The organism is Frigidibacter sp. MR17.24 (genome assembly GCF_037095655.1).
Classification (GTDB): Bacteria; Pseudomonadota; Alphaproteobacteria; order Rhodobacterales; family Rhodobacteraceae; genus Frigidibacter.
This window is the reverse complement of sequence record NZ_JBAWKE010000005.1, coordinates 1-12045: the sequence shown is the minus strand read 5'-3', so window position 1 is coordinate 12045 and position 12045 is coordinate 1. Positions and strand designations below refer to the sequence as shown.

Sequence of the window (12045 nt, the reverse complement as noted above, 5' to 3'; positions counted from 1 at the left end):
CCACCGCCGGGCCCGCCCCGCCTGACAGCGGGGCAGCGCCCGACCAGTTTAATGGACAATAGTCCGTATTGCGAACATACAGGCAGGCCCGGGGCAAGGCGCGATGCGCGGACCGGGCCGGGCCGGCCGGACAGGGCAGGGGAGGCCCCTCTGATGACAGAACTCGAAACCGCCTGGATCGTCGCGCCCGTGCGCACGCCGATCGGTCGCTTCGGCGGCGCGCTGCGCCCGCTGACCGCCGACCAGCTGATGGTGCATGTCGTGGCCGAGGTGCTTGCCCGGGCGGGCAGCGATGGCGCCGACCTCGACGAGGTGATCGTCTCGCAATCCTATGCCTCGAGCGAGGCGCCCTGCCTCGGGCGCTGGGGCGCGCTGGCCGCCGGCCTGCCGATCGAACTGCCGGGCTACACGCTCGACCGGCGCTGCGGCTCGGGCCTGCAGGCGGTGGTCAACGCCGCGATGAACGTCCAGACCGGGCAGGCGGAGGCGGTGCTGGTCGTCGGCGTCGAGAGCATGAGCAACATCGAGTATTACTCGACCGACATGCGCTGGGGCAGCCGCGCGGGCAGCGTCACGCTGCATGACCGGCTGGATCGCGGCCGCGTCCGCTCGCAGCCCGAGGCGCGCTTCGGCCAAATCTCGGGCATGCCCGAGACCGCCGACACGCTGGCGCGCGAATACCAGATCGGGCGCGACGCGGCCGATGCCTTCGCCGTCCGCAGCCATGCCCGCGCCGACGCCGCGTGGAAGCAGGGCCTGTTCGACGCCGAGGTGACGGGCGTGCCCGTTCCGGGCAAGCGCGGCGCGGTCAGCGTGGTCGCGACCGACGAGGGGATCCGGCCCGACAGCACGCCCGAGACGCTGGCGAAGCTGCCGGTGCTGCGCGCGGGCGGCATCACCACGGCCGGCAATTCGAGCCAGCAGAACGATGCTGCGGCGGGCTGCCTCGTGGTGTCGTCGCGCTGGCTGGAACGCCACGGTGTGGCGCCGATGGCGCGGCTGGTGGGCTGGGCCGCGGCCGGGGTCGATCCCGCGCGCATGGGCATCGGCCCGGTGCCGGCGACCCGCAAGGTGATGGAGCGCACCGGGCTCGACCTTGGGCAGATGGACCTGATCGAGCTGAACGAGGCCTTCGCCGCGCAGGCGCTCGCGGTGCTGAAGGGGCTGGGGATCGAGGATCACGACCGGGTCAATGTCAACGGCTCGGGCATCTCGCTCGGGCATCCGATCGGGGCGACGGGGGTCAGGATCCTGACCACGCTGCTGCACGAGATGGCGCGCCGCGAGGTGCGCTATGGCCTCGAGACGATGTGCATCGGCGGCGGCATGGGCCTGTCCGCGATCTTCGAGCGCGCATGAGCGTCCCGGCCTCATACCGCGCGCCCTGGGACCTTGCGGCGCTGCTGGCGGAAAGCCCGTTCCTGGCCGGGCTGGGCCTGCGCTTCGTTCACTTGGGCAGCGACGGCGCCCGGTTCGAACTTGATCCCGGCCCGGGGCACCTGAACGCCGAGGGGCGGCTGCACGGCGGCGCGATCGCCTCGCTGCTCGATGCCGCCTGCGGCCTGCCGGCGCGGGTCGTGGGCGAGGGGCAGGACCTCGTGCGCGCGGTCACCGTCAGCCTGAGCGTCGACTATCTTGCCGCGCCGCGCGGGCCGCGCGTGACCGCGACGGGGCGGCTGGTCGGCGGCGGGCGGACGCTCGTCTTCGCGCGGGGCGAGGTGCTCGACGCCGACGGAACGCCGGTCGCGCAGGCGATCGGCACGTTCAAGCGACTTTCCCCGGCCCGGCCGGGACAACCTTCGGAGACTGCAGAATGAGAGACGTGATCGTATCGGGCATCGGCATGACCGCCTTCGGCAAGTTCATGGACCGCTCCCTCAAGTCGCTGTCCGAGGAGGCGGTGGCGCTGGCGCTGGCCGATGCGGGCATCACGCCCGCGCAGGTCGAGCAGGTGGTCTTCGGCAATGCCGCGGCCGGCGTGGTCACCGGGCAGGAGATGATCCGCGCCCAGTCCTCGCTGCGCAACACCGGGCTGGACGGCACGCCGATGTTCAACGTCGAGAACGCCTGCGCCTCGAGCAGCACGGGCTTCCACCTCGGCTGGTTGATGGTGGCGAGCGGCCAGGCCGACTGCGTGCTGGTCATCGGGTCCGAGAAGCTGACGCACGAGGACAAGGCCGTGTCCTTCGGCGCCTTCGCCCGCGCCGTCGACCTCGAGGAGCCTTTGCCCGAGGGCTACGAGAAGGGCACGGGCTCGCTGTTCATGGACCTTTACGCGGCCAAGGCGCGCAAGTGGATCGAGGCGACGGGCGGCGGGCCCGAGGATTTCGCCCGCGTCGTGGTCAAGAGCCGCCACGCCGGCAGCCTGAACCCGGTCGCGCAGTTCCGGCGCGAGACCTCGGTCGACGAGGTGATGGGCAGCCGCATGATCTCGGACCCGCTGACGCTGTTCATGTGCTCGTCCATCGGGGACGGGGCGGCGGCGATCGTGCTGACCTCGGCCGCGTTCGCGGCCGGGCTGGACACGCCCAAGATCCGGGTGCGGGCCTCGGCGGTGGTGTCGGCCAGGGCGCATGGCGAGCGCGAGCTGGTGGCGGTCACCGCCGCGCGCAAGGCCTACGAGATGGCGGGCCTCGGCCCCGAGAACCTGCACGTGGTCGAGCTGCACGACGCCTCGGCCCCGGCCGAGCTGATCCATTACGAGAACCTCGGCCTGTGCGAGCCGGGCGGGGCGATCGGGATGATCCGCTCGGGAGAGACAGCGGTGGGCGGGCGGATCCCGGTGAACCCCAGCGGCGGGCTGCTCAGCCGCGGCCACCCGATCGGCGCGACCGGCGCGGGCCAGATCGTCGAGCTGGTGCACCACCTGCGCGGCACTGCCGGCGCGCGGCAGCGCGAGGGCGCGAAGGTCGCGCTGGCCGAGAACAACGGCGGCCAGCTTGCGGGCGATTCCGCGCTTGCCGTCGTCACGATCCTGTCGGCCTGAGGAGGCGAAGATGAGCGGACATGTCGCCGTCGTCACCGGCGGGGCCCAAGGCATCGGGCTTGGCATCGCGGGCGCACTGCTGGCCGCGGGCAACCGTGTCGCGGTCTGGGACCGCGACCCCGAGGCGCTCGCGCGGCTGGGCGAGGCCCTGGGCGCCGGCGCGGACCGGCTGATCGGGCAGGAGGTCGACGTGACCGACGGGCCCGGCATTCTCGCCGCGACCGCCGCACTGGCCGAGCGCTGGGCCGCGCCCGCGATCCTTGTGAACAATGCCGGCCTGTCGCGCGACAAGCGGTTGGTGAACCTGACCGAGGCTGACTGGGACCTGGTGCTCGACGTGAACCTCAAGTCGCAGTTCCTGTGCTGCAAGGCGGTGGTGCCGGCGATGATCGCGGCCGGCTTCGGGCGCATCGTCAACATCGCCTCCCGGGCCTGGCTCGGCGGCTTCGGCCAGGCCAATTACGCGGCCTCGAAGGGTGGCGTCGTCAGCCTGACGCGGACCCTGGCGATCGAGCTGGCGCGCAAGGGCATCACCGCGAACGCGATCGCGCCCGGCATCGTCGAGACGCCGCTGATGCGCGGCTATACCGAGGAGCAGCGCGCGCGCCTCGAACGGACGGTGCCGATGGAGCGCATCGGCCAGCCCGATGACATCGCCCGCGCGGTCGCGTTCTTCGCCGCGCCCGAGAACAGCTATGTGACCGGCCAGCTTCTCTACGTCTGCGGCGGCCGGTCGCTGTCGAGCCCGAGCGTCTGAGGGGGGCCCGCGATGACCGTCACCTGCCACATGGTCGACACCACAGCCATCGTCACCCTCGACGATCCCGCCGCCCTGAACGCGCTGACGCCCGAGGGGTTGATGGCGCTGCGCGCCGTCCTGCGCCGCTGCCAGGACGACGAGGCCTGCCGGGTCATCGTCCTGACCGGCGCCGGGGACCGCGCCTTCTGCACCGGCGCGAACCTGAAGAAGACCTTCCCGCCGACGCGCGGCTTCGCGCGCAACGCCCTGCTCGGCCGCGTGGCCGAGGCGGCGGACGGCGGCTACACGCGGCTTCTCGATCTCAGCGACCTGCAGATCTGGAAGCCGATGATCGCCGCGGTCAACGGCTATTGCCTGGGCGGCGGGCTGGAGCTGGCGCTGCAATGCGACCTGCGCATCGCCGCCGCCACCGCCTCGTTCGGGCTGCCCGAGGTGAAGGTCGCGAGCGTGCCGGCGGTGGGAGGGGTGCAGGCGCTGTTGCGTGCGATCCCCGCCGCCCATGCGATGAAGCTTGCCCTGACCGGCGACCGGATCGGGGCCGCCGAGGCGCTGTCCGTGGGATTGGTCAGCGATGTGGTCCCGGCCGGCACGCTGATTGAAACGGCGTTGGCGGTGGCGGCGCGGATCGCCGCGAACGGACCGCTCGCGGTGCAGATGGTCAAGAAGCTGGCCGTCGAGACCGCGCATCTGGCGCCGGCCGAGTACATGGCGCAGTCGAACCTCGCCTGGGGGCTCTTGCGCGACAGCGCCGACCGGATCGAGGGGCGCACCGCCTTCGGCGAGAAGCGCGCGCCGCGCTACAGCGGCGACTGAACGATCAAGGGAGAGAAGAGACCATGCAGTTCGAACTGACCGAGGACCAGGCGATGCTGTCGGACGCCGCGCGGCGTCTGGCCACCGAGACGCTGTGGCCGATCCTGCAGCGCGAGCCCGCCGACCGGCCGCTGTCGAAACCGGTGATGCTGGACATCTACCGCCACCTTGCGGAATTCGGCATCACCGCCGCGCGCCTGCCCGAGGAATTCGGCGGCTCGGGGCTGTCGATGCTCGACTACGGGCTGGTGATGGAGCAGCTGCCGGCGGCGGTGGCGCTGTCGCTGCTGTCGCATGACGGCTCGACCGTGCGGTTCAACGCCGGTGCCGACGAGGCGGTCCGCGCCGCCTATCTCGACGATTTCCGCAGTGGCCGGAAGATCATCTGCACCGCCAATTCCGAGCCCGGCGCCGGGTCGGATTCGAACACCATCGCCACCCGGCTCGAGATCGAGGGCGATCGCGCCTTCCTGACCGGGACCAAGATGTGGATCACCAACGCCTCGATCTGCGACTGCATGGTCGTCTCGTGTTCGGCCGGGCGCGACGACCGCGGCCGCCCGGTGCCGCAGCGGGTGCTGGTCGACCTGTCGCAGTCGACGGTCGGCCTGCAGGAGACGCCGCTGGCGGGCCTCAGGCAGGGCCACCTGTGCGAGGTGACCTTCGATCGCACCGAGGTGCCGCTGTCGCACCTGATCGGCACGGCGGGCGATGCCGGCAAGCACATGACCATCGTGTGGAATGCCAACCGCCCGCTGATCGGGCTGATGGCGCTGGCGGTGGCGCGCCGCGCCTACGAGGCGGCGCTGACGCATGTGATGGAACGGCGCCAGTTCGGCGATGTGCTGGCCTCGCGCCAGCTGGTGCAGCAGGACCTGTCGGACATGGAGGCGGCGCTGACCAGCGCGCGGCTGACCTGCCTGATGGCGCTGGCCACGCTTGACACCGGGGCGCGGTCGAACGGGCTGTCGGCGATGGCCAAGCGGCTGGCGACCGAGAATGCGAACCGGGTGATCCACACCGCGATGCAGCTGTGCGGCGGCATGGGCATCACCGAGGAACTGGGGCTTGCGCAGCTGTGGGCCGATGCGAGGGTGTTCCAGGTCCCCGATGGAACCCAGGGCATCCTGGCACTGATCCACGGGCGCGACATCACGGGGGTGGCGGCCTGGCGCTGAGGGGCGCGGCCGCGAGGGAGGAAGACTGAACATGCCGAAACTGCACTGGTCGCCGCGGTCGCCCTATGTCCGCAAGGTCATGGTGGCGCTGCACGAGAAGGGGCTCGCCGATCGGGTCGAGCTGGTGCGCACGCTCGCCGATCCGATGGTGCCGCCCGAGCCGTTCTTCGCCGTCAACCCGATGGCGAAGATCCCGACGCTGGAGCTGGAGGGCGAGCCGCCGATCTGGGACAGCCGGGTGATCGTCGAATGGGCCGACGCGGCGTCGGACACCGGGCCGCGGCTGCTGCCGGGCGCGCCGGCCGCGCGGCTGCGCACCCTGACCGACGAGGCGTTGGGGACCGGCCTCATCGACATCGGCATGACGCTGCTGATCGAGCGGGTGCTGCGCCAGGCCGATCACCGCGACCCCCGGGTCCTCGCCGCCTGCGCGCGCAAGTTCGCGGCGGTGCTCGACCATCTCGAGACGGCGATCCCGACGATCGCGGCGCGGCCCTTCGATGCCGGGCACATCGCGATCGGGGTGGCGCTGTGCTATCTCGATTTCCGCTTTGCCGACCTGTCCTGGCCCGAGGGGCGCCCGGCGCTCGCCGCCTGGCACGCGGGTTTCCGCGCCCGTCCCGCGGTCATCGCCACCGAGTTCCGCGACGACCCGCGGCCAGGCTGACCGCGCGCCGCCGCAGGGGGCGGGGCAGGTGAGACGGGGCAGGGGGGGGGCCCGCGATGAGCGGGCCCGGGCCGCGCCGCGGCGGTCGCGCGGCGCGTCGGTCAGGCGGTCAGCCGGGCAGCGTCAGCTCGGGCCAGGCCGCGCCCTCGAACCGGTAGCCGTCGCCCGCGCGCCGGATGTAGCCGCAGCAGGGTGGGCCGAAATGCATCGGCATCAGCAGCGTGCCGTTCTCTGCCGCCTCCTCGAGCACGCGCCGGCGCGTCGCGCGCGCGACCTCGGGCAGGACGCAGTAGGCGGTGTTGAGGTCGGGGTTCAGGATCTGCAGCGGCGAATGGAACACGTCGGCGCAGAACAGCCCTTCGTCGCCATCGGCGCGCAGGCGATAGCCGAGCATGCCGGGGGAATGGCCCGGCAGCGGCTCGACCGTGAGGCAGCCGAGGATCTCGCCCGCGTCGTCGTCGAGGAAGTCGACGAGCCCCGCCTCGACGATCGGCCGCACGCTGTCGTCCCAGCTGGTGTCCATCGCGATGTCGCCGCCCGTCTGCAGCGCCTCGGCCCAGTGGTCGTAATCCCGGCGCGGGAAGAGGTAGCGGGCGTTGCGGAAGGTCGGCACCCAGGCGCCGTCCTGCAGCACCGTATTCCAGCCGGTGTGATCGGCATGCATGTGGGTCTGCAGCACGTGGGTGACCTTGTCGGGCGCCGCGCCCGCGGCCTCGAGCCATTCCGGCACGCGGTTGTTCAGCCCGCGCATGCGCGGCGGCGTGCGTGGCTTGGCGTTGCCGACGCCGGTGTCGATCAGGATCACCTTGTCGTCGATCGCGACCACCCAGATCTGGATGGTCACGATCAACCGGTCCATCGCCGGGACGTAGTGGTGCGGCGCGATCAGCGGTGCGCATTCGGCCAGCCGCTCGGGCGACAGCGCGGGGAAGAGGAAGGCGGGATCGTGGGTGGGGGCCGCGTAGTCCACCACGCGCGTGACGCGGGCACGGCCGATCTGTCGGGTCTGGATCATCTGTCTCTCGTCCGGAGGGGCCGGGCCGCGGCCCGGGTCAGTTCGGCTGCGGCACGCGCGGCGTGCCGTCGATGTTGATGAAGGTCGGCCGGCCGGTGAAGCCCTGCGCCAGCGGCGCGAAATAGTAGAAGCTGATCTTGCGCTTGCGGAACTTCCACCGCCCGTCGACGCGCAGGAGCGTGTCGACGTAATGGCCGGCCGAGACATAGCTGACGCCGCCCGTGACCGAGAGATACTCCATCGAGATCCGTCCCGTGGCACGGTCGCCGTCCAGCGTCAGCGTCGGGTTCGTGCAGAAATGCCAGTAGCCCTCGCCCAGGCGCGCGACGGTCTCGCTGAAGAAGCGGTGCACCTCGGTCCGGCCGACGGCATGGGCGAGGCCCTCGAACTCGCCATCCTCGGTGAACAGCGCCGCGAGCCCGTCCCAGTCGCGGTCGTCGAGCACGTGGCAATACTGCGCGCGCAGCTCGGCGATCTCGGCCCGGTCCTCGAGCGCGCGGATCCGCGCGGCAAGATCGGCGCCGCCGCCGGTGGTGGTGGTCATGTCCATGTCTCTCCTCCCTGTCGTGTCCGGTCGTCTGGCTGCCGGGCGGCCGCGTCAGGCGGGCTGCGGCAGAAGCAGCGGCGCGCCGGTGCGCGCCTGCAGCGCCTCGAAGGTCATGCCTTCGACCATGTCGCGCAACTCGAAGCCGCGCGACGTCACGTCGATCACCGCGAGATCGGTGTAGATGCGGCGCACGCAGGCAGGCGAGGTGAGCGGATAGCCGCAGCGCTCGACCAGCCGGGGCCGGCCGTCGCGGGTCACGTGCTCCATCGCGACCCAGACCTGGCGCGCGCCGATGGCGAGATCCATCGCCCCGCCCACCGCGGGGGCGGTGTCGGTTTCCGACCGCGCCCAGTTCGCCAGATCGCCGTCGCGCGACACCTCGTAGGCGCCCAGCACGCACAGGTCGATGTGCCGGCCGCGGATCATCGAGAAGCTGTCGGCATGGTGGAAATAGGCGCCGCCCGGCAGCAGCGTGACATGCTGCTTGCCCGCGTTGATCAGCCAGCGGTCGAGCGCGCCCGGCTCGGGGGCCGGGCCGATCCCGAGGATGCCGTTCTCGGCGTGGAAGATCACCTCGCGCCCCTCGGGCACCCGGTCGGCGACCAGCGTCGGCACACCGATCCCGAGGTTGACGTACCAGCCCTCGGGAATGTCCTCGGCGACGCGGGCCGCGATCTCGGTGCGGGTGCGGGGGGTCCAGGTCCTGTCGGTCATCGGCCGCTCCTCTCTCAGTCCTGCGGGTCGCCGTAGGGGACATGCACGATGCGGTCGACGAAGATGCCCGGGGTCACGATCACCTCGGGGTCGATCTCGCCCAGCTCGCGCCGGTGCTGGGTCTGCACGATGGTCAGCCGCGCCGCCGCCGCGCAGACCGGGTTGAAGTTCCGCCCGGCCTTGCGATAGGTCAGGTTTCCCCAGCGGTCGGCCTCCCAGCTTTCGACCAGCGCCACGTCGCCGTGCAGCGCCGTCTCAAGCACGTGGGGCCGCCCGCCGAAGTCGCAGACCTCCTTGCCGCGCGCAAGCTGGGTGCCGGCGCCGGTCGGCGTGTAGAAGGCCGGGATCCCGGCCCCCGCCGCGCGCATCCGCTCGGCCAGGGTGCCCTGCGGCGTCAGCTCCAGCTCGATCCGGCCGGCGCGGTACAGGTCCTCGAACACGGTCGAGCCGGCGATGCGCGGATAGCTGCAGATCAGCTTGCGCACCCGGCCCTCCTTGAGCAGCCGCGCCAGCCCCACCCCGCCATAGCCCGCGTTGTTGGCCACGACCGTCAGGTCGCGCAGATCGGTCTCCAGCAGCCCCTCGATCAGCAGGTTGGCCTGTCCGACGGCGCCGAACCCCCCCAGCAGCAGCGTCGCGGCCTGTGGCACCCCTTCGAGGGCCGCCGCGATGGTGGGGACAAACTTGTTTATCATTCCCAGACTGTCCTCCCTAACAGTCCGTTCCGAGCGATCGGAAAGGCACAACCGGATAAGGTCCGCATCCCAGATAGTCCGCCATGCGGACACTTGTCCAAAAATATGCAGGCTGTTATGATGCTGTCAAGCGCCAAGGCGGGGCTGCGCGGCGGCGATTTGGGCTTGGTCATTTGATTTGATACTGTGGCATAGAGGCGGGATGCGCGGTCCGGGCAGGTCCGGCAGCGGCGCGACGCACGAACCGGAAGAGGCTGCATGAACATTGAGCGCGACCCCGAGGAGGCCGAGGAGGCGGGCCGCCGCCCCGATTTCGTCAGCGCCGTCGCACGGGCCATGGCCGTGCTGGAATGCTTCACCACCGACGAGGCGGTGCGCCACCGCGGTCGCCTGACGCTGACCGATGTCGGCAAGCTGACCGACCTCAGCCGCGGCACGGCGCGGCGCCTGCTGCTGACGCTGAACGAGCTGCATTACGTCGACACCGACGGCAAGCTGTTCTGGCTGACGCCGAAGCTCGTCAACCTGTCGCGCGGCTTCCTGATGCCGCTCGGGGTCGGCGAGGGGTCGGCGGCGATCCTCAAGGCGCTGACCGAGAAGCTGAACGAATCCTCCTCGGTCGGCATCCTCGACGGCGAGGACATCGTCTATATCGAGCGGGTCGAAGTGCGGCGCATCTATTCCTCGCGCATCGTCAACGGCACCCGGCTGCCGGCCGCCTGCAGCTCGATCGGGCGGGTGCTGCTGGCGGCGCTGTCGGATCAGGAGCTGCACGCCTGGCTGCAGACCTACCGGCTGACCGCGCATACCGACAAGACGATCACCGACCCGGGCCTGTTCTGGCAGGAGATGGTGAAGGTCCGCGCCCAGGGCTATGCGATCATCGACGAAGAGCTTGAGATCGGCATCCGCTCGATCGCCGTGCCGATCGTCGGCGCCAGCGGCCGCGCGACGGCGGCGCTCAATGCCTCGACCGTCTCCGCCCGCCATGGCGCGGACAGCATGGTGCAGACCTTCCTGCCCGACCTGCGCCGCGCGGCCGAGGCGCTGTCGGGCACGATGGGCTGGTGACGGCGGGTCGGTCGCCGGCCGCCGATCCGCTGCCCCGGGCTTGCATCGCCGCGATCCATCCCTGATATTGGACATATGTTCGCATTGCGGACATGATTCCGGGAGGATCCAGATGCACTGGTACGACGACGGCGAGCGGCTGCTTCGCTATTCGATCCGGCATGGCGCGGGACCATGGCTGGTCCTGATCCACGAGATGGGCGGATCGATCGAAAGCTGGGACGGGGTGCTTGCGCATCTTCCGCCCGGGGCGGGGGTGGTGGTGCCCGAGATGCGCGGCATGGGCCGGTCCGAGCGGATCGCCCGGCCCCCCGAGCTGGCCGAGCTTGCGGCCGATGTCGCGGGCCTGCTCGACCACCTGGCGATCCCCGGCCCGGTCGTGGTCGCGGGCTGCGCGGTGGGCGGGGCGGTGGCGCTGCGCTTCGCGCTCGACTTTCCCGACCGCTGCGCCGGGGTGGCGCCGCTCGGCCCCGCGATGGAGGTGGCAGAGCCCGCCCGCGCGGCGGTGCTGGCCCTGGCCGACCGGATGCAGCGCGAGGGGATGCGCGCCGTCGAGCCCGCCTTGCTGGACCGGACCTATCCGCAGGTCTACCGCGATCGCAACCCGGGGCTGTTCGCGCGCGTGCGCGGCCTCTGGCGCGCGAACGATCCGCTGTCGTTCGCCAGTTATTTCCGGATGCTGGCCGCGACGGACCTCGGGCCCGAGATCGCCGCGATCTCCTGCCCCTGCATCTTCGCGGCCGGTCGCCTCGACGCGCTGCGTCCGCCCGCCTATGTCCGCGCCGCGGCGGGGCGGGTGCCGGGCGCGACCTTCCGTGAGCTCGACGCCGGGCACCACATCGCCGATCACGCGCCCGCCGAGGTGACCGGGCTGCTCACCGAGCTGCTTGCCACGGTCGCGGGCAGCACCCCGGCCCGGGAGATCCGGGCATGAAGGTTCTGGTCCCTGTGAAACGGGTGATCGACTACAACGTGAAGGTCCGCGTGAAGGCGGACGGATCGGGTGTCGATCTGGCCAACGTGAAGATGTCGATGAACCCGTTCGACGAGATCGCCGTCGAAGAGGCGATCCGGCTGAAGGAGAAGGGCGCGGCGGAGGAGATCGTCGTGGTCTCGATCGGCGTGAAACAGGCGCAGGAAACCCTGCGCACCGCGCTCGCCATGGGCGCGGACCGCGCGATCCTGATCGTGGCCGCCGATGACGTCCATACCGACATCGAGCCGCTGGCCGTCGCGAAACTGCTCGCGGCCGTGGTCAAGGAAGAGGCCCCCGGTCTCGTCATCGCCGGCAAGCAGGCGATCGACAACGACATGAACGCCACCGGCCAGATGCTCTCGGCGCTGCTGGGCTGGTCGCAGGCCGCCTTCGCCAGCGAACTCGCGATCGAGGGCGACAGCGCCGTCGTCACCCGCGAGGTCGACGGCGGTCTGCAGACGATCAAGGTGAAGATGCCCGCCATCGTCACCGCGGACCTGCGCCTGAACGAGCCGCGCTATGCCTCGCTTCCGAACATCATGAAGGCGAAGAAGAAGCCGCTCGAGGAGAAGACCGCCGCCGATTACGGCGTCGATGTCTCGCCGCGGCTGACCATCGTCAAG

14 protein-coding genes are annotated in these 12045 nt (G+C 71.1%); 10 read left to right on the top strand and 4 right to left on the bottom strand.

The annotated features are described in order from the left end of the window. Positions 1–153 precede the first annotated feature (153 nt). The 7 genes from V8J39_RS15915 to V8J39_RS15885 are packed head-to-tail and all read left to right on the top strand — an operon-like array spanning position 154 to position 6404. The gene (locus V8J39_RS15915; protein WP_336461927.1) at positions 154–1359 is read left to right on the top strand and encodes an acetyl-CoA C-acetyltransferase; all 1206 of its coding nucleotides are present in this window, start codon (positions 154–156) and stop codon (positions 1357–1359) included. Beyond that, complete coding sequence (locus V8J39_RS15910; RefSeq protein WP_336461926.1) at positions 1356–1817, top strand: PaaI family thioesterase; 462 nt, start codon at positions 1356–1358, stop codon at positions 1815–1817. The genes V8J39_RS15915 and V8J39_RS15910 overlap by 4 nt, the downstream gene beginning before the upstream one ends. Continuing rightward, complete coding sequence (locus V8J39_RS15905; protein ID WP_336461925.1) at positions 1814–2986, top strand: thiolase family protein; 1173 nt, start codon at positions 1814–1816, stop codon at positions 2984–2986. The genes V8J39_RS15910 and V8J39_RS15905 overlap by 4 nt, the downstream gene beginning before the upstream one ends. A 10-nt stretch (positions 2987–2996) precedes the next feature. Then, positions 2997–3743, top strand: a complete 747-nt coding sequence (locus V8J39_RS15900) for an SDR family oxidoreductase (protein WP_336461924.1) — start codon at positions 2997–2999, stop codon at positions 3741–3743. 12 nt (positions 3744–3755) lie between these two features. Further along, positions 3756–4559 (top strand): enoyl-CoA hydratase/isomerase family protein, encoded by an 804-nt coding sequence (locus V8J39_RS15895; protein WP_336461923.1) that lies wholly within the window; start codon positions 3756–3758, stop codon positions 4557–4559. Positions 4560–4582: 23 nt separating this feature from the next. Next, the gene (locus tag V8J39_RS15890; RefSeq protein WP_336461922.1) at positions 4583–5737 is read left to right on the top strand and encodes an acyl-CoA dehydrogenase family protein; all 1155 of its coding nucleotides are present in this window, start codon (positions 4583–4585) and stop codon (positions 5735–5737) included. Positions 5738–5768: 31 nt separating this feature from the next. Beyond that, positions 5769–6404, top strand: coding sequence for a glutathione S-transferase family protein (locus V8J39_RS15885; RefSeq protein WP_336461921.1), 636 nt, complete (start codon positions 5769–5771; stop codon positions 6402–6404). A 109-nt stretch (positions 6405–6513) separates the two neighbouring features. Here V8J39_RS15885 and V8J39_RS15880 read toward each other — a convergent pair whose 3' ends face one another. From V8J39_RS15880 to V8J39_RS15865, 4 genes are read right to left on the bottom strand one after another with little or no spacing between them, the layout of a single operon-like run. Further along, entirely contained in the window at positions 6514–7419 is a 906-nt protein-coding gene (locus tag V8J39_RS15880; protein ID WP_336461920.1) for an MBL fold metallo-hydrolase, read from the bottom strand. 37 nt (positions 7420–7456) lie between these two features. Then, complete coding sequence (locus tag V8J39_RS15875; RefSeq protein WP_336461919.1) at positions 7457–7963, bottom strand: nuclear transport factor 2 family protein; 507 nt, start codon at positions 7961–7963, stop codon at positions 7457–7459. A gap of 54 nt (positions 7964–8017) precedes the next feature. Further along, positions 8018–8680: a 3-oxoacid CoA-transferase subunit B gene (locus V8J39_RS15870; RefSeq protein WP_336461918.1), complete on the bottom strand. Its 663-nt coding sequence runs from the start codon at positions 8678–8680 to the stop codon at positions 8018–8020. Positions 8681–8694: 14 nt separating this feature from the next. Beyond that, on the bottom strand, positions 8695–9375 hold the full coding sequence (locus V8J39_RS15865; RefSeq protein ID WP_336461917.1) for a 3-oxoacid CoA-transferase subunit A: 681 nt from the start codon (positions 9373–9375) through the stop codon (positions 8695–8697). Positions 9376–9633: 258 nt separating this feature from the next. On the opposite strand from V8J39_RS15865, the gene V8J39_RS15860 reads away from it, so the two are divergent. The 3 genes from V8J39_RS15860 to V8J39_RS15850 form a co-directional block, all read left to right on the top strand. Next, positions 9634–10446 (top strand): IclR family transcriptional regulator domain-containing protein, encoded by an 813-nt coding sequence (locus V8J39_RS15860; protein ID WP_336461916.1) that lies wholly within the window; start codon positions 9634–9636, stop codon positions 10444–10446. A gap of 112 nt (positions 10447–10558) precedes the next feature. Beyond that, entirely contained in the window at positions 10559–11380 is an 822-nt protein-coding gene (locus V8J39_RS15855; RefSeq protein WP_336461915.1) for an alpha/beta fold hydrolase, read from the top strand. Further along, on the top strand, positions 11377–12045 hold a 669-nt coding region (locus tag V8J39_RS15850), incomplete at its 3' end, for an electron transfer flavoprotein subunit beta/FixA family protein (RefSeq protein ID WP_336461914.1). The genes V8J39_RS15855 and V8J39_RS15850, both read left to right, overlap by 4 nt.